Below are 22,427 nucleotides of genomic sequence, written 5' to 3'. Positions count from 1 at the left end.
TTGCGTTGGCCTCTCGGCGAGGTGTGCCCTAAGCCGCCCCGGCATTCGGCGCAGGCACCTCGGTCGAGATCGCGTCGACCGTACGCTGAGGCGGGCTGCCCTGGCCATCGGAGCGGACGATCCGGATCTGCTGGTTGACCGGCTGCATGTTGCCGTAGGGCGTCGAGAACGCGATCTCGGCCGCGTCCCGCCCGACGCCGATGCGCACGAGGCCGTCGAGATCGGCCTGACGCGTGGCGTCGAACAGCCACCAGCGCCCGTCGAGATAGGCCTCGAACACGGCGTGGAAATCGCTCGGGACGAGGCCGTGGGCGTAGCAGCTCACGAACCGGGCTGGGATACCGAGCGCCCGGCAGAAGGCGGTGCCGATATGGGCGAAGTCCCGGCAGACCCCGGCACGCTTCAGCAGGCTCTCGTCGGCGGTGGTCTCGCCGTCGCTCGTTCCTGGCTGGTAGGTGATGTGGTCGTGAATCCAGTTGCAGATCGCGCTGACGCGCTGATGCCCCTTCGGCAGCGCGCCGAACTCGGCCTGCGCGAAGGGCGTGAGCCGATCCGACGAGACGAAGCGGCTCGGGAGCAGGAATGGCAGGATGTCGAGGGGGAGCTTCCCGATCGGCGTCTCGTCGATCGTCGCCGGGTCGGCGCGATGGACCGTGAGCTCGACCTCGGCCTCGTATTCCAGCGAGAACGGCCCGGTCGGCACGTTCACGCCGAGATAGCGGTTCAGGAGGTCGGGTGTCGTGTAGACCTCCCGCTTCAGGTCGGGCTTCAGCGTCAGCGTCTCGCTCAAAATCTCGAGACTCCTCAGCCGGGCCACCTCAAGATTGAAGATGAAGGTCGTGTCGGCGAGTACGTTGTAGGAAAGAGAACAGCCCAGCCTATATCGCACCATCCACCCCGTCCCCTTCGATGATCCCGCGCGCCTAGTCCTGCCGAACGAAGCAAGGACCGAGCCTCAGCCGTGCAAAGGCGTCATTGCTCGGCTGAGTTCCGCGGCAGCAGGATGACGGTGAGCGATCGCACGCCTTGAGCGCCGTGGATCAGCACGCCCTCGATGTCCGCCGTGGCCGAAGGGCCCGTATGGAGCACGGCATAGCTGGCCTGGGCAAAATCCGGGCGGCGGTAGGCGGTCTGGATTGTGTCGAGGATGTCGGCCGGATCGAGCAACACCACGAGGTGCTGGGCGAGATAGGCGACCGAGTTCACCTGCAACTGCTCTTGAGTGAACAGCACCGACCCTGTCTCGGCGACACCGAACACGGCCCGCACGACGGCGACATCGACATCGGCGAGGTCCCTAGGCAGGGCCACCCGCGCCAGGTCGCGGTTGCCGGTGATCTCCGGCACGGTCGAGGCGATCACCTTGGCCGTCTCCAACCGCTCGCGGACCGAGGCGAACGGGTCCTCGCCGGGGACGACATCGGCGACCCGCCCGCCCATCCGCTTGAGGCGCTCGCCGAACTCGGCCACGAGGTCGTCGCCGACGAGAGGAGCGAAAAGCGGAATCTCCGGCAGCGGATGGTCGCCTGCCGGGCGATTCTTCCGGATCGTGGCAAGGGTGGTCTCGCGGGCGCTCAACGAAGGGCGTCCTTCTTGCCCATGTCGTTCTTCTTGCCCATCCGGTTCTGCTTGTACCAGGCGTGAAAGCTCTGGCGTGGCACGTCGGGCATCTCGCGGCCCTTCCCCCAGGTGTTGAGCGGGTTGTAGACGGCAAAGCGCGGCAGCGCCCGTAAGGCGGAATCCGCCGCTCCGATCGCGGCGCGGTAGGCCGCCGGGCGGCTCAGGACCTGACCCGCCGCCTTCATCATTCCCTGCTTCAGGAGCGGGATCTGATGCTCCTCGGCGAGCACCTTTCGCCAGGCGAAGATCTGCTCGTGGATGTTGATCTTGACCGGGCAGACATTGGTGCAGGAGCCGTTCATCGTCGAAGAGAACGGCAGGGTCGAGTATTTCCGCTTGTTGAAGGTCGGATCGATGATCAGCCCGATCGGGCCGGAATAGGTCGCTCCGTAGGAGAGGCCCCCGCTGCGCCGGTAGACCGGACAAGTGTTCATGCAGGCGCCGCAGCGGATGCATTTGAGCGAGGTCCAGAACTCCTCCATCCCGAGGCGTTCCGAGCGGCCGTTATCGACCAGCACCATGTGCATCTCGGTCCCCGGCCGGGGCTTCCGGAAATGCGAGGTGTATTGCGTGATCGGCGATCCGAGCGCCGAGCGCGCGAGAAGGCGCAGGAACACGCCGAGATGCTCGATGCGGGGGATCAGCTTCTCGATGCCGATCGAGTGGATCAGGAGCTTCGGTACATTGCCGGAGAGGTCGGCATTGCCCTCGTTGGTGCAGGTCACCACCGTGCCGGTCTCGGCGATGGCGAAGTTGCAGCCGGTCAGCCCCGCATCGGCCTCGAGGATGAGCGGGCGCGTGTGCATGCGCTGGCTCTCTGCGAGATAGCGGGCGTCGTCGTTCTCGGGATCGGTGCCCATGGTCTTGGCGAAGACCGCGGCGACATCGAAGCGGGTCTTGTGGACCGCCGGCACCACGACGTGGCTCGGCTCCTCGTTGTCGAGCTGCTGGATGCGCTCGCCGAGATCGGTCTCGATCACCTCGATTCCCGTCGTCGCCATGTAATGGCGAAAACCGCATTCCTCGGTGAGCATGGACTTCGACTTGATCAGGCTCCTGGCGCCGTGATCCTTGAGGATGCCGTGGACGATGCGGTTATGCGCAGCCCCGTCGGCCGCCCAGTGGACATGGACGCCGTTGGCCTTGGCCTGCGCCTCGAATTGTTCGAGGTACTCGTCGAGGCGCGAGAGGGTATGCGCCTTGATCTGCGAGGCGAGCTCGCGCAGCTCCTCCCATTCGGGGATGCCGAAGGCGGCGGTGTCGCGCTTCTTGCGCAGGTCCCACAGGCGCTCGTCGTGGGCCTTCTGATGCAGCGGAGCGGCGAGGAAGCGCTCGGCAGCCTCTGCCTGATCGATCGGACGGTCGCCGCGGATCTTGGCGCCGCGCGGCTGCGGCTCGCGCGCCCTCGCCGCCTGCGGTTCCGCGCTCAGTGGCTTCGTCGTCGCTTCGGCATGGTCGAGGCGGCGCCCGTCCTGGCTACGTGCACTCTCGTCGGCGGGTTTGGCGATCTCGGGATGGATGAGCCCGTCGCGGTCCGAGGCGCCGTCCTGGACCCGAAGGTCGTCCTGAGCGCTCATGCGGCGGCTCCGTTGAGGATGCGGGCGATGTGGATGAACTTGAGGGGAACGCCGACGCGGTCGGCGCAGCCCTTCTGGTGCATGAGGCAGGAGGAATCGGCCGAGACGACGTAATCGGCACCGGCCTGGGCTTGATCGGCAACCTTGTCGTAGCCCATCTTGGCCGAGACGGCGGGCTCGAACACGCTGAAGGTGCCGCCGAAGCCGCAGCACTCGTCAGGCCGGGCGAGCTTGACCACCTCGACGCCCGGCACCTTGGCAAGGAGATCGAGAGGCTTCGAATAAGCCGGCTTGTTCAGCTCCGACGGTTTGGCGTGATGGATGCCACGCAGCGCGTTGCAGTTCGAATGGTAGGCGACCTTGTGCGGGAACTTCGCCCAGGGGAAGGCCTCGACCTTGAGGATGTCGTGCAGGAACTCGACGAGCTCGAAGGTCCGCTCGCGCACCGCCTTGACCTCCTCGGTCTGCGGGATCGCGGTGAGGTGCTCGCGAACCTGATGGGCGCAGGAGCCCGACGGCGTCACGACATAGTCGAAGCCGGTGAAGTTCCTGACGAACAGGGCTTCGGTGGCGGCCGCTTCGGCGTGGCAGCCGGTATTGGTCATCGGCTGGCCGCAGCAGGTCTGGTCGAAGGGATACTCGACGTCGAGGCCGAAGCGTTCCAGCAATTCGAGCGTGGCGATCCCGACCTCCGGCTCGAAGGCATCGACGTAGCACGGAACGAACAGTCCGATGCGCATGGCGTTTCTCGTTGTCGCATGGTGTTTTGTGGACCCTACACCTGCCAGTGCCGGGTGAGCTATGAGAGTTCGAGCTTCAGCTTGCGGCCAATGACCGTCGCCGCCCGCTCGATGGTGTTGATCGTGACGTTGCCATCGTCAGGGTTCAGGAGCCGATCGAGTTGGGCGCGGCTCGTATCCATCAGACGAGCCATCGACGTCTTCGTCATCTTGCGTTTCGCCATCTCCTCCCTGATCTGCCAAGCGATGACCCGCTTGATGGAGGTATTGTCGGCCTCCTCAAGAATGCCATCCTCGATGAGAAATGATTCAAGGGACGAGCCGCGATGTGGATTGCCCGCTTCATAAGCCATGACACGTCCTTTGTTGAATTATCGTCCGATTTGGAACGAACGCTTGCGTGACAATGCGAGAGACAGCTCGCTGGCGGGCGTCTTCTGCGACTTCTTGATAAAGCCGGCCACGACGATCAACTCGCTGCCGTCCTGAAAGAATAGAACCCGGGCTTCGTTCTTCGATGGCAGGCTCGACCTGACTTCATAGATACCGTTTCCCATAGGACGGCAGAGCGGCATGCCGATGGGAAAGCCGCGTTCGACCGTACGCAAATCGAAGCCGATCACACGGCGCTCTTCCGGTGCGAGTCCTTTCAACCAATCCCGCACCGGCTCGTTGCCGCTGGTGGTGCGAAAGAACCTGACGGAAAACACGCTGACTCCTGAGCATCGATCGATTTGTACCGCATATGGTACGATCGTCAACGGCCGACGACGTAGCGCCCGCCGCGCTGGAAGGTGTCATCGAATGAGGTTCGTCTTCGCCAGATCGAGCACGGAATCGCCCCGTCCGCTCATCACCGCGCGAAGCACGTAGAGGCTGAAGCCCTTCACCTGCTGGCCATCGACTTTCGGCGGGATCGAGAGCTCCTGCCTAGCCACCACGACGTCGAGGAGGGCCGGCCCCTCATGCGCGAGGACGTCGCGTGCGGCGCTCTCCAGTTCGCCCGGGTCCTCGACGCGGATGGCATGGATGCCCGCCGCCCGCGCCATCGCGGCGAAGTCAGGATTGTCGAGGGCGACTCCGGTCTCGAGAAAGCCTGCTGCCTTCATCTCCATCTCGACGAAGCCGAGGGTGCCGTTGTTGAACACCACCACCTTGAGCGGCAGGTTTTTCTGCCGGAGGGTGAGGAGATCGCCCATCAGCATGGTGAAGCCGCCATCGCCGGAGAGCGACACCACCTGTCGCCCCGGCTGGGCCGCTTGCGCGCCGAGCCCCTGTGCCATCGCATTGGCCATCGAGCCATGCACCCAGGATCCGATCAGCCGTCGCCGACCATTCATTGTGAGATAGCGCGCGGCCCAGATCGTCGGGGTGCCGACATCCGCCGTGAAGATCGCGTCTTCCGTTGCCGCTTCGCTCAGGACCTTGGTGAGGTATTGCGGATGGATTGGGGTCTCGCCTGCCTTCCGTCCGAACCAGCCCTTCTCCGGCACCCCGGTGGCGAGATCGTCGAGGCCCTCGCGGGCTTTGGCGTAGTGCTCGAGGCTCGCATCGAGCCAGGCCCGGTCGGATTTGACAGCGAGCTTTGGGAGAAGCGCCCTGATCGTGTCGCCGACATCGCCGACGAGGCCGAGATCGAGGCGGGTACGCCGACCGAGCTGATGCGGCCTGAGATCCACCTGCGCGACCTTGGCCTTCTTCGGGTAGAACTGCTTGTAGGGAAAATCAGTGCCCAGCATCAGCAGGGTCTCGCAGCCCATCATTGCGGCGTAGCCCGACGAGAAGCCGATCAGGCCCGTCATCCCGACATCGTAGGGGTTGTCGTATTCCAGGATGTCCTTGCCGCCGAGCGCATGGACGATGGGGCTTTTCAGCGCCTCGGCCAGGGCCATGAGATCGGCGCGGGCTCCGGCACAGCCGCGACCGCACAGCAGGGTGATCCGCGACGAGCCGTTGAGGAGTTCGGCCAGCGCATTCAGCTCGGCATCGGCGGGCCGCACCAGCGGGCGCGGCGGCAGGAGCCCGGCATTGGGCGAGACGGCGCGGGCGGGTGCGTCCTGCTGGGCGACATCGCCGGGAATGATGACGACGGACACACCACCCTGCCCGATCGCGGCGCGAACGGCGTTCTCAAGCACGAAGGGCAGTTGCGCGGCGTCGGTGACGAGCTCGCAATAATGGCTGCACTGCGCGAACAACGCCTTCGGGTCGGTCTCCTGGAAGTAACCCGAACCGATCTCGGACGAGGGAATATGCGCGGCGATCGCCAGGACCGGCGTGCGGGTGCGGTGGCAATCGAACAACCCGTTGATCAGGTGGACGTGTCCCGGCCCGCAGGAGCCGGCGCAGACCGCGAGCCGACCCGTGACCTGGCTGTCGGCCCCGGCCGCGAAGGCGCCGACTTCCTCGTGGCGGACCGGCACCCAGTCGATGATCCCGCGGGCTCGGATCGACTCGGTGAGCGCGTTGAGGCTGTCGCCGACCACCCCGTAGATTCGCCGGACGCCCATCTGCTGCAGGGTCTCGACGACGAGGTCGGCGACGGTGTCGATGGTCATGGCTCGGCTCCAGCTCTCGGGAGCCGAACCGAACGGAACGGTGTCCCGTTCCGTCAGGCTCCGATCGTGTCGACCCGTGGCGCGATCACCGCGAAGAGATCGCCCAGGGTCGCGAGGCTCGCGGCCTGGAGCGCCGAGGCCGGGACGATCGCGCCGTCGGGTCCGGGCAGGTTGCGGGTTGCGGTGGCCGAGGCCACCACGGTCGGGCTGAAGCCGAGGTTGAAGGCGCCGCGCGCCGTCGAGTTGATGCACATATGCGTCATGAAGCCGGCCAGGATCAGCGACTTGACCCCAGCCTGTTCGAGGCGGGCCTGGAGATCGGTGCCGACGAACGAATTCGGGTAGTTCTTCACGATCACCGGCTCGTCACCCTGAGGTGCCACTTCGTCGCTGATTCGCCCGATCGGCGCGGTGATGTCGTAGGGCGAGCCGGGTCCGGTATCGTGCTGGATGTGAAAGATCGGGATGCCGGCGTCACGGGCACGGTGCAGCAGTTCTTTCGCCTCGCGGAGCGCGGGCTCGACGCCGTCGAGGCGCATCACGCCTTCGCGATAGGTGTTCTGCAGGTCGATCATCACGAGCGCCGATCCGGCGAGGGTCGCGGGAGCCGGGCTGAGGCCCGAGACGTCGCGCAGCGTCTTCGGCAGGGTATCCGTGGCGTTCATGGCTGGCTTCTCCGAGAGTGATAGTTTTCAAGCACCGAGAAGCGGACTCGGCAAGATGCGGTCAAGACAATCCGCTGAGATCTCGGCGAGCATGCCCTACCCTTCAGCCTAGCTTCGCCGGGCCGAACGCGGCTAAGAGTGTCGCTCCGACGCCATCAGCCCACCGGCGAGCGTGCTTGCCGTTCAGGACATCGTATCGGATGCAGCCATCCAAGCCCGACGAGACGGAAGGACGGGACGGCGCAGCCGATGCGCCGTCATCCTCGGCGACCGGCGCACCCGATACCAAGGTCGCTGCCCGCGAGGCCGTGGCTGCCGCCCGAACACTCGGAAAGCAGCTCGGCATCCTTGCCTTCGGCGTCGCCAGGGCGGCGGGCAGAGGCGGTCGCGACGCCGGCGCCCAACTCGCGGCCCTGGCCAGGAAGGCGTCGTCGGCCCGGGCGGCCGCCGGTATGGCAAAGACGGTTCAGGGAGCGCCCGACGTCGATGCAGCCCCGCGCGAAGCCTCTGCGAGGGGTCGGAGGCGGCCTCTCGTCACCGGCGTCCTTGCGGTCTGCGGAGTGGCTGCCATCCTGCTCGGCGGGTTCGTCATCTGGGTTCTCGCCACCCTGCCGCCGCTCGGGGGCATCGTCACCGAGAACGAACGCCGGGCGATCACCGTGGAGGCCGATGACGGCCGGGTCTTCGCCACGCGCGGCGTGTTCCGGGGGCGCAAGCTCGCCGAGGCCGACATGCCGCCGCATCTCGAGCAGGCGATCATCGCCATCGAGGATCGGCGCTTCTACTCGCATTGGGGTGTCGACCCGCGTGGATTGGCTCGCGCAATCTGGCGTAATCTCGCCAGCGGCGGCGTGCGCGAGGGCGCTTCGACGATCACGCAGCAATATGTCCGCCTGACCTCGCTGAGCCAGGAGAAGACCCTTCGGCGCAAGCTACAGGAGGCCTTTCTCGCCCTGAAGGCCGAGAGCCAGATGACGAAGCGGGAGATCCTGCTCGGCTACCTCAACACCGCCTATTTCGGAGCTGGCGCCTTCGGGATCGATGCGGCGGCGCAGCGCTATTTCGGCAAGTCGGCGCCCTCGCTCACCTTGCCGGAATCCGCGATGCTCGCCGGCCTGCTGCGGGCGCCCTCGCAGCTCTCTCCCACCCGCAACTTCGGCGGCGCCAAGGAGCGCGCCGACGTCGTTCTGCAGACCATGGTGGAGACCGGCGCCATCACCACGGCCGAGGCCGACAAGGCCCGTGCGACGACCGTCACCCTGCGCATCCCGCCCGAGACGCCGCCCGGCACCAACTTCTTCCTCGACATGGTCGCGGCCGACGCCAAGCGCCTCGCCGATACGAGCGGCGACGTCACCGCCCGCACCACCCTCAATCTCGACCTTCAGAGCCTCGCCGAAGGCGTCGTCGCACGCCGCATGGATGCCGAGGGCGAGAAGAAGAAGGCGGGCCAGGCGGCGATGGTGGTGCTGTCGAAAGAGGGCGCCATCCTGGCGATGGTCGGAGGCCGCGATTACGAGCAGAGCCAGTTCAACCGCGCCATCCAGGCCAAGCGCCAGGCCGGCTCGCTGTTCAAGCTCTTCGTCTATCTGGCCGGCTACGAGAAGGGCTACACGCCCGAGACCGTTCTCGTCGACCGCCCGATCCAGATCGGCGATTGGGAGCCGCAGAACTCCAACAACCGCTTCCGCGGCGCCGTGCCCCTGCGCAGCGCCTTCGCACAGTCGATCAATATCATCGCCGCCCAGATCGCCGACGAGGTCGGCATCCCGGCGGTCATCGAGACCGCGCGTCGCCTCGGGGTGCAATCGGACTTGCCGAACGTGCCGAGCCTCGCCCTCGGCTCCGCCGAAGTCACGCTGCTCGAGATGACCCGCGCCTATGCCAGCGTGCTCGTCGGCGGGGCGGTGGAGAGTTTCAGCGTCCATACGATCCGAGGCGCGGCGCCCCAGCCCCTCTATCTCCGGCCCGATCCGAAGCCCGCAGCCGCTCTCGCCGGCGAGAGCAGGACGATGATGCTCGATTCGCTGCAAGCGGTGGTGGATGGCGGTACCGGAAAGGCGGCGCGGGTCGCCACCATTCCCGTCGGTGGCAAAACCGGAACGACCCAGGACTATCGCGACGCCTGGTTCGTCGGGATGACGCCGGATCTCGTCGTCGGGGTCTGGGTCGGGAACGACGACAACAGCTCGATGAACAAGGTCAGCGGCGGAGACATTCCGGCGGCGATCTTTCGCGATTTCATCGCCCGTGCCTCAGTGCAGATGGCCAAGGCGCGCAAGCGGCCATCCGCCGCGAAGGCGGAGCCGGCACCGGCGGCTCCGGTCGCAGCCGCGCCCGCCACGGATCTGCGCGGCGTGCCCGAAGTCATAGATACCGGCACCCTCGCCTTCCGCGGCCGGGTCGTCCGTCTCGCGGGCGTCGAGGGCGAACGGGGAGCACTGGCACGCCAGCTCGCCCGCTACCTTCGCCGCCGTGAGGTCGTCTGCGCCGCTCCCGCCGACGCAGCGGCCGGCGAGCCCGAGGGCCTGCGCTGCCGGATCGATGGCGACGATCTCGCGTCGCTCATCCTGGCTGCCGGCGGCGCCCGCGCGGCGGAGAACGCTCCTTCCGACCTCCTCGCCGCCGAGGAGCAGGCCCGCTCGGAAAGGGCGGGTCTCTGGAGCCGTATGCGCTGAACAGCGAAGCCCTCGACCGTGTCCTCAACGACGCTAACGGCAAAGCAACGTATCAAACCGTCAACGCACCTTTACACTTTTCGATCGCGTGCCATATTCGATCCCGACCCGGTCGGGGTCGGCGGCGAGGAGACGGGCAAGATGGCATTCTTCCTAGGGATCGGCGGGCCTTGGATCGTTCTCATGATCCTCGATCTCCTGTCCACGAAGCGTGGCCTTGATGCTCTCCCCGCGGAACAGCGCCGGCCCTTGCAGGAGCGCCTCGAATACTTGCTCCAGCGCCGCGAGCGCGTTCCCTCACCGCTCCGCGCCAGGATTCGCCAGACCCCTGCGCCGAACTAAGCGGTCTCGGTGTTATCAGCCGGATCAAGGCCGCCAAAGGACTGAGCGTCCGACGCTCGCGAATATCTCTTGCGACAGGCTGCTTTTCTGAACACTGGGTCAGCTCCGGAGGTTTCCGTGGCGCCGGGCGTCGACTCGGCGCAAGCCGGATGGTCGGATGTCGTCGAACCCTGCAGCCGTTGCTCGTCGCCGGAGCGCTGCGCTCCCTCGTGACAGCGCGCCAGACAGCACCCTCGCCCTGCTTCGCGAGGGCTACGCGTTCATTTCGAACCGTTGCCGACGCCATGGTTCGGACCTGTTCGCTACGCGGCTGATGCTGAGCCGGGCGATCTGCATGTCCGGCTCCGAAGCGGCGAGCCACTTCTACGACGACCACCGCTTTACCCGTCGTCACGCGCTCCCGCCCACCTCCTTCGCGCTGATCCAGGACCACGGCAGCGTGATGGTGATGGACGGCGACGCTCATCGGCGGCGCAAGACGATGTTCCTTTCCCTCGTCGGCGCCGAGGCACTGCAACGCCTCGCCGATGTCGTCGTGAAGCACTGGCGCGAGGCGGCATCGCGCTGGTCGCGGATGGACGAGGTCGGTCTACTCGACGAGGCGCACTTCGTTCTGACCGCTGCCATCTGCGAATGGGTCGGCCTCCCTTTGACGCCATCGGAGGCGTGCGATCGGGCAACCGAGTTCGCCGCGATGGTCGACGGTACCGGTGCGATCGGTCCGCGCAACTGGCGTGGCCATCTCTACCGCGCTCGCACCGAGCGCTGGGCGCGCCGGATGATCGAGGAGATGCGGTCCGGCCGCCGTGAGGTGCCGGACGGCGCCGCCCGCACGATCGCCGGGCATCGCGACGCCGAGGGCAAGCTGCTCGACGTGAAGACGGCTGCCGTCGAGCTCATCAACGTGCTTCGCCCGACGGTGGCGAATGCCCGCTACGTCGTGTTCGCGGCCATGGCCCTTCGCGACCAACCGCAGTATCGCGAGGATCTGAGGAGCGGGGACGAGGCGCGACAGCGTTTCACATGGGAAGTCCGCCGCTTCTACCCCTTCATCCCCTTCATCGGAGGGCGAGTGCGCGCACCCTTCGAGTGGCGCGGCCACGCTTTCGAGGAGGGAGATTGGGTGCTGATGGACCTCTACGGCACCAACCACGACCCTCGGCTGTGGCATGAGCCGGAGCGGTTCGATCCGTGCCGGTTCGAGCGCGACCGGATCGACGCCTTCAACCTGATTTCGCATGGCGGCGGGTCGGCCGCGAGCGGCCATCGCTGCCCCGGCGAGGGGATCACCCAGTTCGTGGTGGAGACGCTCGCCGGCGAGCTCGCCACGATGTCCTACACGGTCCCGGATCAGGACCTGACCCTCGACCTCGCCTACATCCCTGCGCGCCCGCGTAGCGGCTTCGTCATGCGCGGCGTGCTGCCAAGGCAATGACTTCCACGAGGAGGTGACCATGGACCGCGAAAAGGACGACGCGACCGAGAAGCCGGACTCGACGGGGCCGAACTCACGACCCCGCGACGATTCGATCGGCCAGACCGAGTCCGGCATTCCCGACGACAGCGGCAGGCCCGTCGACATCGACGAGACGGAGGCGAAGCGGATCGAGGAGAGGATTCGCCAGCTCTGACAGGTCCCTCGCAGCGGAACTTGTCGGGAACAGGCGCTTCCAGGCGAGGTTGGCTACCGACAGAGAAGGAGACGTCATGACGACCAAGCCACCTCCTGTTCCCCCCGCAAACCGCTCCGACAAGGGCCCGGGCAGCGCGCCGGACGTCCCGGTCTCCACGGGTCCGAAGGGCTCGTCCCAGACCAAGGATCCGGACAAGATCGGCCAGGCCGGCAATTCGAAGGTGAACACGACCAACCAAGGCTATCAGCAGGATCGGTGATGAGCACATCGACGAAGACACCGGCCGCCGACCGGCACCACGGCGGTCCAGGCAGCAGCCATCAGGATGCCTCCAAGCCGAACCCGCCTGACCATAAGGGGCCGACCCCCGGGTCGCCGACGAGTGATTCGAAATCGCATGTTTCCGGCGGCGGCGGCGAGCGTGACAGCCATCACACTCACGACCCGGCCGGAAAAGCGAGCCATCGCTCGCATTGATGAGATGCTTCGGGTCGCGTTGTTCCTGAAGGGTCCGCCGGCCTCTGCCGGCGGACAGCCCGTATGCCGTCGCCGGCAAGGACCGCGCTGGAACGGGTCTGCGGGCATGATCGACCTGGGGCCGACGGGCCGCCGCATCATCTCATGGAGTCATCTCATGCCGGCATCGGATCGAAGGAGATGCATACTGAACAACCCATTTCGATCAATCCATTGCGCGGCCGACTCCCATCCGGCTTGGACCGCAAGGCTTCGAAACGCCTCCACCGAGTATTTGTGCGACACGTCCGTTCTGAAGCCCTCGCCGGCCGTGAAGGCGATGACCTGATCGCCAAGCTGAGCCTTCGTCGCGCGATGGGCAACGAGGTGAGCCTCGACCCGGAACGGATCATCAAGCACGCGGGCTTGATGACGGAAGGCCTCCCGATCGAAAACGGCGCCGAGTTCGCGGCTCATGCGTGTCAGCAGGTTGAGGTGGAAGGCGCCCATAAGGCCGCCGCAACCGCCATAAGCCTGTAACAGCCGGGCTTCGTCCCGGTTGGGATCCGCGCCGATCATGAGCCAGCTCGGTCCGAGGGCATCGCGGATGCGCTTCAGGAACGCCTCGGCCTCCGCCGGAGCGAAATTCCCGATCGTCGTTCCCGGAAAGAAGCCGAGGACAGGTCCGTCGCCGGGTGCCTCCGGGAGGCGGAACGGCCGCGAGTAATCGGCACAGACAGCCGTCATCGCGATGTGAGGGTAATCAGGCGCGAGCCGTGCCACCGAGGCATGGAGGTAATCCCGCGAGATGTCGACCGCGATGTAGCGCGCCGGCCGCGCCAGGCTGTCGAGCAGGGCGCGGATCTTACGGCTTGCGCCGCTGCCGAACTCGACGATCGTCGCGCCCGGTCCGACAAGACCCGCGATATCCCGAAGCGCCCCGGGCATGAGCGCCCGTTCGTGCGCCGTCGGATAGTAGTCGGGGTCGTCGCAGATGCGATCGAACAGGATCGAGCCTGTCTCGTCCCACAGGAACTTACCGGGGACCCGTCTGGGGTGGTCCGCGAGTCCGGCGATTGCTTCGCTGAGGAACTCCCGCCGCTCGGATTCCTGCCGGTCCGCGTCGTTCGCGACGATGTCCGTCATCGTGCGTTTCCGCGCGTTGCCGTCAGCACCACCAGGGCGATCCGGTCGGCCTCCGCATAGGCGGGGTCGTCGAGTTCCTCGCCGTACTCGTCAGGGTCGAACTCCAGGTAGGTCACATCCAGCCCTGCCCTCTCGCAGGCGGCCGTCGCGGCCGCCCTGAACGGATCCTCGCCGTCCACGATCACCGAACCCGTGAAGAGCACGAGGCTCCCGCCCGGCACGAGGCGCTCGGTCGCCGCCTCCACCACGGCGAGGGACAACCCCTCGCCGAACCTGCCACCGCCATGCCGATAGGTGCGCCCGCTTCGGTCGACCATGAAGGGCGGGTTGGAGACGATGAGATCGAAAGAACCGTCGACGGCAGCGAGCAGGTCGCTCTTGCGAGGCTTCACCTCGATGCCGGCCGAGCACGCATTGATCGCCGCTGTCCTGAGCGCCGCATCGTTGATGTCGACGAGGACGACCTCAGCATCCGGTGAACGTTTGGCGATCGCGATGCCGGCGGCACCCGAACCGCAGCCGATGTCGACCGCCCTGCGCACCGGCGAGGCACGGCCATCGAGATGCGCGACGACGGCCGTGACGAACCGGAAGGTGTCCGGACCGAAGAAGACGGCATCGACTGCGCTCGGCGGAAATGCCGAATGGACGAACAACTCGCCGTCGAGGCTCGACACGCGGATCGCCGAACGCCAGCGCTCCCCGTCTCGCACGAGTACCCCTGCGCGGCGCATGGTCTCGACGATCTCTGCCGGCAGCAGCGCTTCGTCGAATGGCCGGCTCCAGCCGAACACGTCCCTGAGGTTACGCGCCTGCTCCGCACAGGGGCGGCGATTCACTCGTTCATGGGTGGACGGAGTCACCGTCGTGAAGGTGTAACCCAGCCGCTTGAGAGCCTCGATCAACGCGACCAGGGCGCCCGCATCCTCGCCTTGAACCATTACCGGGCTCCCCTCGCATTCCGGTGCCAGACACACGGTCGAGTTCTGATGTCAGCCCTCCGATGCGAGGCGGGGTGATGCGAGAAGATCTGCGAAGGTCGGAACATGAGCACCTGTTCGGTCATCGATGGGCGATGTCTTTCCGGAATCGCCTGTGACTGAAGAGAGATCGTGGAGCGATGGCCATCCGTTGAGGACACGCGGCACGCTGCTTGCGGTGATCGGCAAACCTGGCTTTTGCAGGCGTTGTTCCTGACCATCGGCGCGAACGGCAATGCCCGCCGGTCGCGACATGGGTCCGGGGATGAAGCGACCTCCCGTGCGATTGCCGATGCGGAGCGTCTTGCCTGTTACGCCGGCCGTGCGGACACCAGGCGAAAGAACACGCCAAGTCCGCCCGCGAAGACCGCGAGGCCCAGCCAGGTCGTGAACGCTGCTCCTTCTCCGGCGAGTGCCAGCGACGAGGAGCGGCCGAGGGTCAGGTCGGCGGCCGCGAGGAGCACGCCGACGAAGCTCTCACCGACGAGGAAGCCCGATGCGAGCAGGACGCCGCGGCGGCGAGCGCCGTCCACGATCTCGTCTTCGGAACCGTCGGGGCGCACCGAACGCTTGAGACTTCTCTGGGCGAGCCAGCCGAGCACGCCCCCGATGGCGATCGTCACCTCGACCGCGAGCGGCAGATACATGCCGATGCCGACCGTCAATGCGGGAAATGTCAGGCCGCGCCGACGCAGCTTGGTCTCGACGACCACCAGCACGGTGCCGAGGCCCGCGCCGATCAGGACCATCGCCCAGGGCAACCTCCCCTGCACGATGCCGTCCGCGATCTGCGTCATCAGCGCGGCCTGAGGCGCCGGCATGGCGTTTGCCGCGTCCATCCCCTCGCGCGGCAACGCTCCGACGAAGCCATAGGCATGGTAGAGAAGCGCCAGAAGCGGCGCGATGACCGCCGAGCCGACGGTGACGCCGATGACGAGCGCGACCTGCTGGCACCACGGAGTGGCGCCGACGAGCTGCCCGGTCTTGAGATCCTGCAGGTTGTCGTTGGCGATCGACGAGGTGGTGACGATGACGGCTGCGATGAGCAGCGCCATGCCGGTGACGAAGCGATGGCCTTCCGGACCGGCCGCGGAGCCGATCACCAGCGGCAGCAGCAGGGCCGTCGCCATGGTGGTGAGGACGCCGATCCCCGAAATCGGGCTCGACGAGGAGCCGAGGAGGCCGGCGAGGTAGCCGCAAGCCGCCGCCATCAGGAATCCGAACAGCACCACGAACGAGGTGCTGGCGATCACGAGAACCGGCATGAGGTTGCCGAGGTTCGCCCCCGCTGCGAAGACCGCGAACAGACCGGCAACGATCGGACAGAGCGCCAAGGCCGCCCCGCCGACCCAGGTGATCGGCAGGTCGCGCTCCTCCCGCGGATGGTCGGCGCCGAGGCTCCCTCCTCCGGTGGAGGCCAGTGCTGCCCGAATGCTGACAAGGATGGGGCGGGCGAGCGAACCGACCGTCCAGAGTCCCCCGACCGCGATGATCCCCGCTCCGATCAGTCGAACCTGTTCCGACCAGACCGCCTCGGCCGCCGCTTCGGCGCTCGCGGCTGGATCGGACGAGAGCGCAGTGAGGATCGGCACCGCGATCCCCCAAGCGATCACCACGCCGGTGAGGAGCGCGAGGCAGGCGCCGATTCCGACGAGGTAGCCGACGCCGACGAGAGCCAGCGAGAAGCCCGTACCGAGCCGGAACACTGCCCCGCCAAGGCTGACCGCTCCGTGCATGCCGTCGGCCAACAGCTTCAGGCCGACGGTCCCCAAGCCGATCGTCCCGGCGGCGCCCGCGGCGCCAAGGAGGTCGCGAAGCCCCTTCTCCCCACCCTCCTCATGGCCCGTGCGCAGGACCTCGGCGGCGGCGACGCCTTCCGGATAGGGAAGATCCGAGCCGGCGATCAATGCGCGTCGCAGTGGAATCGAGAAGGCGACGCCGAGCAGGCCGCCGAGGAGGCAGACGAGGCTCGTCTGCCAGAATGGAAACCCGTGCCAATGTCCGATCAGGACGAGCCCGGGCAGGACCAGGATGACGTTGCACAGCGTGCCGGCCGCGGAAGCCTGAGTCTGCACGATGTTGTTCTCGAGGATGCCGGCGCCGCCCATGAGGCGAAGCGCTCCCATCGAGATGAGAGCCGCGGGGATCGACGATGAGAACGTCATCCCTGTCTTCAGGCCCATATAGACGTTGGCGGCCATGAACACGACCGTGATGGCAGCGCCGATGACGAGCCCCCGCAGCGTCAGCTCGACCGTGCGTTGGATCGGTGTTTGGGCGTCCATCGGGGGCGATCCGGCTTAAGCTGGTCCTTGCCGCCAACCCGTCACGTTGGAAATCGGTCCCGCTGCGGCGTTGCGCACGCCTTCTTCAGGTCGGATCGAGTACCGTCGGAACCCGGTCCCTCAGCGGAGGATGGTCCGAACCCAGCCAGATCACGCCCTCGATGGGTTCGACTTGCCGTGGCGGATCAGAGCCGGAGCAGCACTTTGCCCACTGCCTCGCGGCGCTGGAGGATGCCCAATGCCGCGACGAAATCCTCGATCCGATGGATGCTGTCGACCTTCGCGGTCAGGCGGCCCTGCCCGACCCAGTCGAGGAGCTGCGCCTGGTTGCCGCGATGCGCCTCGGGCTCGCGCTCGACGAAGACGCCCCAATGGACGCCGAGAATGTCGATGCCCTTCACGAGGGCGAGGTTGAGCGGGATGCGCGGGATCTCGCCCGCAGCGAAGCCGATGACCAGATGGCGGCCCTTCCAGGCCAGTGACCGCAACGCAGGCTCGGCGTAGTCGCCGCCGAGTGGGTCGTAAACAACGTCGACTCCGTCGGGGGCAAGGCGACGCAGTTCCTCGCGAAAATTGTCCTTGGCGTAGTCGATCAGCGCATGGGCGCCGTGGGCCTCGGCCACCGCCAGCTTCTCGGGCGCCGAGGCGCAGGCGATGACCCGCGCGCCCATGAGCGCGCCGAGCTCGACCGCCGCCAATCCGACGCCGCCGGACGCGCCGAGGACGGCGAGCGTCTCGCCCGGCTGCAGCCGCGCCCGGTCTCGCAGGGCGTGAAGCGTGGTGCCGTACGTGATGGTGAGGCCGGCAGCCTGCTCGTCGCCGACACCCTCGGCACGAGAACGAGGCTCTTCGCAGGCAGCACGATGCGCTCGGCGCAGGTGCCGTACTTGGCATGGACGATCACCCGATCGCCCACCGAGACGCCCTCGGCGCCTTCTCCCAGTGACTCGACGATCCCGCAGGCTTCTCCGCCCGGCGAGAATGGCAGCTCCGGCTTTACCTGGTAGCGCCCGGCGATGATCAGCGTGTCGAAGAAGTTGAGAGCGGCCAGCGTCACACGCACCAATGCCTCGCCCGGTCCCGGCACGGGATCGGGAAGCGTCTCGATGGCGAGATCTTCCGGGCCGCCGAGGCGGGAGCAGACGAGCGCCTTCATCCTGTCGTTCTCCTGGAGGCCCGTCAGGCCCTGCGCGCAGCGCTGAGCATGTAGTTGACGCCTTTGTCGCGCGACGGGCTCCAGCGGTCGCTTAAGGGATTGTAGACAACACCGGTGACGTCGGTGACCGCAAGTCCGCCGGCCTCGATATCTGCGGTGAGTTCCTCGGGCGTGACGAACTTGTCCCAGTCATGCGTGCCTTTCGGCAGCCAGCCGAGGACGTATTCTGCACCGACGATGGCGAGTGCGTAGGAGCGCAGGGTTCGGTTGATGGTGGCCGCGAAGAAGAGGCCGCCCGGCTTCACGGCGCGGCAGGCGGTGGCGAGAAAGGCGCTGCGGTCGGAGACGTGTTCGACGACCTCCATGGCAAGCACGATGTCGAAGCGCTCGCCGCCGGCGACGACTGCCTCGATCGTCTCCTCGCGGTAATCCACCGGCACGCCCTCGGCTTCCGCATGGGCGCGGGCCACTGCGACGTTGGTCGGGGCCGGGTCGAGCCCGACAACGCGTGCGCCGAGGCGCGCCAGAGGCTCCGAGAGCACTCCGCCCCCGCAGCCGACGTCGACCAGGGTCAGACCTTCCAGGGGGAAGGGTTTGAGGGGGTCGCGATCGAAATGGCGGCAGGCGGCGTCCCGGATGTAGCCGAGGCGGACCGGGTTGAAACGGTGCAGGACCCGCATGGGGCCGGTCTCGTCCCACCAGGTCGCCGCGATGGCCTCGAACCGGGCGACCTCGCCGCGGTCGATCGAAGACGGGATTGGTCCGCTCATGATGCCTGCCGGGTCCGTGCTCGCCGCGGCGCGGCGCTGGTCTGAAGGCGTCGGATTGTTGACACCTTCGGATGGCCCTTGTACCCGCCGGACGCCCGCCCGGTGAAGCCCTGTGGACCGACCCTTCGGCCGTTATGGCCGCGGCAGCCTGGCGCGCGGTTCAGCCAGAACAGATCGCACGAGAGAGCAGACACGGACGCGACATGCCCCGTTTGGTGATGAAATTCGGCGGCACCTCCGTCGCGAACCTCGACCGGATCCGCAACGTCGCTCAACACGTCGCCCGCGAGGTTCGGGCCGGTTACGATGTCGCGGTGGTGGTCTCGGCCATGTCGGGCAAGACCAACGAGCTCGTCGGCTGGGTCAAGGATGCCAACACGCTGTACGACGAGGCCGAGTACGACGCCGTCGTCGCTTCGGGCGAGCAGGTGACCTCGGGCCTCCTCGCCATCGCGCTGCAGAAGGACGGCTTCAAGGCCCGGTCCTGGCAGGGCTGGCAGATTCCGATCCTGACCTCCGAGGCGCATGGTTCGGCACGTATCGAGGAGATCGACGGTGTTCGCCTCATGGCGGGCTTCGCGCGGGGTGAGATCGCCGTCATCGCCGGCTTCCAGGGGATGCATTCCGATACCGGCCGGATCACCACCCTCGGCCGCGGCGGCTCCGATACCAGCGCGGTGGCGATCGCCGCCGCCATCGGCGCCGAGCGCTGCGACATCTACACCGACGTCGACGGCGTCTACACCACGGATCCGCGCGTCGTGCCGAAGGCGAAGCGCATGGAGCGCGTCACCTTCGAGGAGATGCTGGAGATGGCCTCCCTCGGGGCCAAGGTGCTCCAGGTCCGCTCGGTCGAGCTCGCCATGGTCCACGGCGTGCCGACCACCGTCCGCTCCAGCTTCGATCCGCCCGACAATGCCCGCCCAGGCACCCTCATCTGCGACGAGGACGAAATCGTGGAACAGCAGATCATCACCGGCATCGCCTTCTCGAAGGACGAGGCGCAGATCACCCTGCGCAACCTGAAGGACAGTCCCGGCATCGCCGCCGCGATCTTCGGGCCGCTGGCCGACGCCAACATCAACGTCGACATGATCATCCAGACCGTTTCGGGCGACCAGGCGACGACCGACATGACCTTCACGGTACCGGCCGCCGATTACGACCGAGCCCGCACGATCCTCGACGCTCAGAGCGGCACCATCGCTTTCGGCCAGATCGAGGGCGCCACCGACGTGGTGAAGGTCTCGGCGATCGGGGTCGGCATGCGCAGCCACGCGGGCGTCGCCGCCAAGGCGTTCCGGGCTCTCGCCCAGAAGGGGATCAACATCCGCGCCATCACGACGTCGGAGATCAAGTTCTCCGTGTTGATCGATGCCGCCTATACGGAGCTTGCCGTTCGCACGCTGCACTCGCTATACGGCCTCGACGAGGCCTGACATCCGCGTCGAGCGTTGCGCAGGAATTGCATCGCGCACAGCGCAGGATCTGCGTAAGGCGCCGAAGCTGGATTGACGACACCATGCCCGCTGCGCCCGGAGGCCCGCGCCTGCTGCTGCGCCGCCTCCGCGAAGCGATGGCGGAGCCGGTCAGCCCACAGGCACGCCTCGACCGCATCGTCACACTGATCGCCGCGAACGTCATCGCGGAGGTATGCTCGGTCTACGTCCTCAGCGACGACAGCACGCTTGAGTTGTTCGCCACCGAAGGTCTTAACCGAAGCGCCGTCCACATGACCCGGATGCGGGCGGACGAGGGTCTCGTCGGGCTCATCGCCAAGACGGCCGAGCCGCTCTCGCTGTCCGACGCCCAGTCCCACCCGGCCTTTTCGTATCGCCCGGAGACCGGGGAGGAGGCCTATCACGCCTTCCTCGGCGTGCCGCTCCTGCGTGCTGGCAACACGCTGGGCGTCCTCGTGGTGCAGAACCGCACCTACCGGGTCTATTCGGAGGAGGAGATCGAGGCGCTTCAGACCACCGCCATGGTGCTTTCGGAGATGATCGCCTCGGGCGAGCTTCAGTCTCTCGCGCCCGGCGCCGGCTCGTCGGTCCGGCGCCCCGTGAGCCAGCGCGGCGTCGCGCTCGCCGACGGCATCGGCCTTGGCCATGTGGTGCTGCACGAACCCCGCATCGTCGTGAAGACCCTCATCGCCGAGAATGTCGAGCGCGAGGTCGAGCGATTGGAGGAGGCGATCGGCGAGGTCCGCTCGGCCATCGACGACCTCGTCGAGCGGGGTGACGGAATCGGCACCGCCGAATCGCGCGAGGTGCTCGAGACCGTGCGCATGTTCGCGCACGACAAGGGCTGGTTGCGCCGGATGCGCGAGGCGGTCCATTCCGGCCTCACCGCCGAGGCCGCCGTCGAGCGGGTCCAGTCGGACAACCGCGCCCGGATGATGCGCCAGAGCGATCCTTATCTCCGCGATCGGCTGCACGACCTCGACGATCTCGCCAACCGCCTGCTCAGGACCCTCATCGGCAACGAGGCTTCCGGGGCCCTGCGCGTTTTGCCCGAAAACGCGATCCTGGTGGCCCGCTCGATGGGTCCGGCCGCCCTCCTCGAATACGACCGCACCGCCTTGCGTGGCGTGGTTCTGGAGGAAGGTGGCCCGACGAGCCACATCGCCATCGTCGCCCGCGCCCTCGGCATCCCGGCCGTCGGTGAGATCGCCAACGCGACCGCGCTCTGCGATTCCGGCGACGCCATCATCGTCGACGGGGTCTCGGGTGAGATCCAGGTCCGGCCCGGCCCCGAGATCGAGGCGGCCTATGCCGAGATGGTGCGCCTGCGCGCTCGCCGGCAGGAGCAGTACCGGGCGCTCCGCGACGTTCCGGCGGTGACCAAGGATGGCGTCGCCATCGGCCTGCAGCTCAATGCCGGCCTGCTCATCGACCTCTCGCACCTGCAGGAGACAGGCGCGGACGGCATCGGCCTGTTCCGTACCGAGCTGCAGTTCATGGTCGCCCAGCGCATGCCATCGGCCGCCGAGCAGCAGGCCCTTTACGAGGCCGTCTTCGCCGCCACCGGCGATCTGCCGGTGACGATCCGGACCCTCGATATCGGCGGCGACAAGATCCTTCCCTACATGCCCGCCCTCGAGGAGGAGAATCCGGCTCTCGGCTGGCGCGCGATCCGCATCGGACTCGATCGGCCGGCCCTTCTGCGGGTGCAACTGCGCGCGCTCCTGAAGGCAGCCGGGGGGCGGGCTCTGAAGATCATGTTCCCCATGGTGGCGACGGTGGACGAGTTCATCCGCGCAAAGGCCATCGTCGAACGCGAAAAGGCGCACCTTCGCCGACACGGCCATAAGCTGCCGAGCGATTGCCGCCTCGGCGTCATGGTCGAGGTGCCCTCGCTGCTGTTCCAGATCGACGAGATCGCGAAGGTCGCCGACTTCCTCTCGGTGGGGTCGAACGACCTCATCCAGTTCCTCTTCGCCGTCGACCGCGAGAATCGCCGCGTCGCCGATCGCTTCGATACCTTGAGCGTTCCGGCCTTGCGTGCCCTGCGGCTCATCGCCGAGCGTGCGGATGCCGCCGGCTGTCCGGCGACAGTCTGCGGCGAGGTTGGAGGCAGGCCTCTGGAGGCAATGGCGCTGATCGGTCTCGGCTTCCGGCACCTGTCGATGTCGCCTGCTGCGATCGGGCCCGTGAAGGCCATGGTGCTCGCGACCGACGCGGCCGCGGTCACGGCGGTGATCGATACCGAGATGGCGAACGCGCCCGATGGCGCTACGCTGCGGCCGGCGCTGGCCGCCTTCGCCAAGGCGCACGGCGTGCCTATCTAGCGGGCCGAAGGCCCGGCGAATTGGCTTGAGGGC

Annotated in this window: 20 protein-coding genes and 1 pseudogene; 8 read left to right on the top strand and 13 right to left on the bottom strand. The window is 67.1% G+C overall.

Going from position 1 to position 22,427, the window contains the following annotated elements:
• Window positions 1–28 precede the first annotated feature (28 nt).
• From K2Y56_RS02455 to K2Y56_RS02420, 8 genes are all read right to left on the bottom strand, one after another.
• Window positions 29–889 (bottom strand): transglutaminase family protein, encoded by an 861-nt coding sequence (locus tag K2Y56_RS02455; RefSeq protein ID WP_292504722.1) that lies wholly within the window; start codon window positions 887–889, stop codon window positions 29–31.
• Between the two features lie 83 nt (window positions 890–972).
• Entirely contained in the window at window positions 973–1,578 is a 606-nt protein-coding gene (locus K2Y56_RS02450) for an LUD domain-containing protein (RefSeq protein WP_292504564.1), read from the bottom strand.
• Window positions 1,575–3,197: a lactate utilization protein B gene (locus K2Y56_RS02445; RefSeq protein ID WP_292504562.1), complete on the bottom strand. Its 1,623-nt coding sequence runs from the start codon at window positions 3,195–3,197 to the stop codon at window positions 1,575–1,577. Before K2Y56_RS02445 ends, K2Y56_RS02450 begins: the two co-directional genes overlap by 4 nt.
• Window positions 3,194–3,937 carry a (Fe-S)-binding protein gene (locus tag K2Y56_RS02440; protein WP_292504560.1) on the bottom strand — a complete coding sequence of 248 codons (744 nt, stop codon included), beginning with the start codon at window positions 3,935–3,937 and terminating at the stop codon, window positions 3,194–3,196. The genes K2Y56_RS02445 and K2Y56_RS02440 overlap by 4 nt, the downstream gene beginning before the upstream one ends.
• Window positions 3,938–3,996: 59 nt before the next feature.
• Window positions 3,997–4,290 carry a helix-turn-helix transcriptional regulator gene (locus tag K2Y56_RS02435; RefSeq protein ID WP_292504557.1) on the bottom strand — a complete coding sequence of 98 codons (294 nt, stop codon included), beginning with the start codon at window positions 4,288–4,290 and terminating at the stop codon, window positions 3,997–3,999.
• 18 nt (window positions 4,291–4,308) lie between these two features.
• Window positions 4,309–4,647 carry a type II toxin-antitoxin system RelE/ParE family toxin gene (locus K2Y56_RS02430; protein ID WP_292504554.1) on the bottom strand — a complete coding sequence of 113 codons (339 nt, stop codon included), beginning with the start codon at window positions 4,645–4,647 and terminating at the stop codon, window positions 4,309–4,311.
• A gap of 87 nt (window positions 4,648–4,734) precedes the next feature.
• Complete coding sequence (poxB, locus tag K2Y56_RS02425; RefSeq protein WP_292504552.1) at window positions 4,735–6,495, bottom strand: ubiquinone-dependent pyruvate dehydrogenase; 1,761 nt, start codon at window positions 6,493–6,495, stop codon at window positions 4,735–4,737.
• Between the two features lie 53 nt (window positions 6,496–6,548).
• A complete protein-coding gene (locus K2Y56_RS02420) occupies window positions 6,549–7,160 on the bottom strand; it encodes a cysteine hydrolase family protein (RefSeq protein ID WP_292504548.1) in 612 nt (203 codons plus the stop codon).
• Window positions 7,161–7,360: 200 nt separating this feature from the next.
• Here K2Y56_RS02420 and K2Y56_RS02415 point away from each other — a divergent pair, with 200 nt between their 5' ends.
• The 6 genes from K2Y56_RS02415 (at window position 7,361) to K2Y56_RS02390 (ending at window position 12,291) form a co-directional block, all read left to right on the top strand.
• Window positions 7,361–9,838 (top strand): PBP1A family penicillin-binding protein, encoded by a 2,478-nt coding sequence (locus K2Y56_RS02415; protein WP_292504546.1) that lies wholly within the window; start codon window positions 7,361–7,363, stop codon window positions 9,836–9,838.
• 141 nt (window positions 9,839–9,979) lie between these two features.
• Window positions 9,980–10,180, top strand: a complete 201-nt coding sequence (locus K2Y56_RS02410; RefSeq protein WP_292504545.1) for a hypothetical protein — start codon at window positions 9,980–9,982, stop codon at window positions 10,178–10,180.
• A 157-nt stretch (window positions 10,181–10,337) separates the two neighbouring features.
• The gene (locus K2Y56_RS02405) at window positions 10,338–11,615 is read left to right on the top strand and encodes a cytochrome P450 (protein ID WP_292504543.1); all 1,278 of its coding nucleotides are present in this window, start codon (window positions 10,338–10,340) and stop codon (window positions 11,613–11,615) included.
• A gap of 19 nt (window positions 11,616–11,634) precedes the next feature.
• Window positions 11,635–11,811, top strand: coding sequence for a hypothetical protein (locus K2Y56_RS02400; RefSeq protein WP_292504541.1), 177 nt, complete (start codon window positions 11,635–11,637; stop codon window positions 11,809–11,811).
• 76 nt (window positions 11,812–11,887) lie between these two features.
• Window positions 11,888–12,073, top strand: a complete 186-nt coding sequence (locus tag K2Y56_RS02395; RefSeq protein WP_292504538.1) for a hypothetical protein — start codon at window positions 11,888–11,890, stop codon at window positions 12,071–12,073.
• Entirely contained in the window at window positions 12,073–12,291 is a 219-nt protein-coding gene (locus K2Y56_RS02390) for a hypothetical protein (protein ID WP_292504535.1), read from the top strand. Before K2Y56_RS02395 ends, K2Y56_RS02390 begins: the two co-directional genes overlap by 1 nt.
• A 150-nt stretch (window positions 12,292–12,441) precedes the next feature.
• Here the strand turns inward: K2Y56_RS02390 and egtD are convergent, their stop codons facing one another.
• From egtD to ubiG, 5 genes and pseudogenes are all read right to left on the bottom strand, one after another.
• The gene (gene egtD / locus K2Y56_RS02385; RefSeq protein ID WP_292504533.1) at window positions 12,442–13,416 is read right to left on the bottom strand and encodes an L-histidine N(alpha)-methyltransferase; all 975 of its coding nucleotides are present in this window, start codon (window positions 13,414–13,416) and stop codon (window positions 12,442–12,444) included.
• On the bottom strand, window positions 13,413–14,357 hold the full coding sequence (locus tag K2Y56_RS02380; protein WP_292504532.1) for a class I SAM-dependent methyltransferase: 945 nt from the start codon (window positions 14,355–14,357) through the stop codon (window positions 13,413–13,415). Before K2Y56_RS02380 ends, egtD begins: the two co-directional genes overlap by 4 nt.
• A gap of 350 nt (window positions 14,358–14,707) precedes the next feature.
• A complete protein-coding gene (locus tag K2Y56_RS02375; RefSeq protein ID WP_292504529.1) occupies window positions 14,708–16,681 on the bottom strand; it encodes an oligopeptide transporter, OPT family in 1,974 nt (657 codons plus the stop codon).
• A 185-nt stretch (window positions 16,682–16,866) separates the two neighbouring features.
• Window positions 16,867–17,837, bottom strand: a pseudogene (locus tag K2Y56_RS02370) (NADPH:quinone oxidoreductase family protein).
• Between the two features lie 23 nt (window positions 17,838–17,860).
• A complete protein-coding gene (ubiG, locus tag K2Y56_RS02365; protein WP_292504527.1) occupies window positions 17,861–18,607 on the bottom strand; it encodes a bifunctional 2-polyprenyl-6-hydroxyphenol methylase/3-demethylubiquinol 3-O-methyltransferase UbiG in 747 nt (248 codons plus the stop codon).
• A gap of 203 nt (window positions 18,608–18,810) precedes the next feature.
• On the opposite strand from ubiG, the gene K2Y56_RS02360 reads away from it, so the two are divergent.
• Together K2Y56_RS02360 and ptsP are read left to right on the top strand one after the other, a co-directional pair.
• Complete coding sequence (locus K2Y56_RS02360; protein ID WP_292504524.1) at window positions 18,811–20,046, top strand: aspartate kinase; 1,236 nt, start codon at window positions 18,811–18,813, stop codon at window positions 20,044–20,046.
• Between the two features lie 83 nt (window positions 20,047–20,129).
• Entirely contained in the window at window positions 20,130–22,394 is a 2,265-nt protein-coding gene (ptsP, locus tag K2Y56_RS02355; protein WP_292504523.1) for a phosphoenolpyruvate--protein phosphotransferase, read from the top strand.
• Window positions 22,395–22,427 lie beyond the last annotated feature (33 nt).

It is taken from the genome of Methylobacterium sp., assembly GCF_019745455.1.
Classification (GTDB): domain Bacteria; phylum Pseudomonadota; class Alphaproteobacteria; order Rhizobiales; family Beijerinckiaceae; genus Methylobacterium.
This window is presented reverse-complemented; position numbering and strand designations above follow the sequence as displayed.

Bases quoted from the DNA above. Each gene is read 5' to 3' on its own strand.
- K2Y56_RS02360 (WP_292504524.1), top strand. From the start codon at position 18,811: ATGCCCCGTTTGGTGATGAAATTCGGCGGCACCTCCGTCGCGAACCTC.
- ubiG (WP_292504527.1), bottom strand. From the start codon at position 18,607: ATGAGCGGACCAATCCCGTCTTCGATCGACCGCGGCGAGGTCGCCCGG.
- K2Y56_RS02395 (WP_292504538.1), top strand. From the start codon at position 11,888: ATGACGACCAAGCCACCTCCTGTTCCCCCCGCAAACCGCTCCGACAAG.
- ptsP (WP_292504523.1), top strand. From the start codon at position 20,130: ATGCCCGCTGCGCCCGGAGGCCCGCGCCTGCTGCTGCGCCGCCTCCGC.
- K2Y56_RS02420 (WP_292504548.1), bottom strand. From the start codon at position 7,160: ATGAACGCCACGGATACCCTGCCGAAGACGCTGCGCGACGTCTCGGGC.
- K2Y56_RS02375 (WP_292504529.1), bottom strand. From the start codon at position 16,681: ATGGACGCCCAAACACCGATCCAACGCACGGTCGAGCTGACGCTGCGG.
- K2Y56_RS02415 (WP_292504546.1), top strand. From the start codon at position 7,361: ATGCAGCCATCCAAGCCCGACGAGACGGAAGGACGGGACGGCGCAGCC.
- K2Y56_RS02380 (WP_292504532.1), bottom strand. From the start codon at position 14,357: ATGGTTCAAGGCGAGGATGCGGGCGCCCTGGTCGCGTTGATCGAGGCT.
- egtD (WP_292504533.1), bottom strand. From the start codon at position 13,416: ATGACGGACATCGTCGCGAACGACGCGGACCGGCAGGAATCCGAGCGG.
- K2Y56_RS02400 (WP_292504541.1), top strand. From the start codon at position 11,635: ATGGACCGCGAAAAGGACGACGCGACCGAGAAGCCGGACTCGACGGGG.
- K2Y56_RS02445 (WP_292504562.1), bottom strand. From the start codon at position 3,197: ATGAGCGCTCAGGACGACCTTCGGGTCCAGGACGGCGCCTCGGACCGC.
- K2Y56_RS02405 (WP_292504543.1), top strand. From the start codon at position 10,338: ATGTCGTCGAACCCTGCAGCCGTTGCTCGTCGCCGGAGCGCTGCGCTC.
- K2Y56_RS02440 (WP_292504560.1), bottom strand. From the start codon at position 3,937: ATGCGCATCGGACTGTTCGTTCCGTGCTACGTCGATGCCTTCGAGCCG.
- K2Y56_RS02410 (WP_292504545.1), top strand. From the start codon at position 9,980: ATGGCATTCTTCCTAGGGATCGGCGGGCCTTGGATCGTTCTCATGATC.
- poxB (WP_292504552.1), bottom strand. From the start codon at position 6,495: ATGACCATCGACACCGTCGCCGACCTCGTCGTCGAGACCCTGCAGCAG.
- K2Y56_RS02390 (WP_292504535.1), top strand. From the start codon at position 12,073: ATGAGCACATCGACGAAGACACCGGCCGCCGACCGGCACCACGGCGGT.
- K2Y56_RS02435 (WP_292504557.1), bottom strand. From the start codon at position 4,290: ATGGCTTATGAAGCGGGCAATCCACATCGCGGCTCGTCCCTTGAATCA.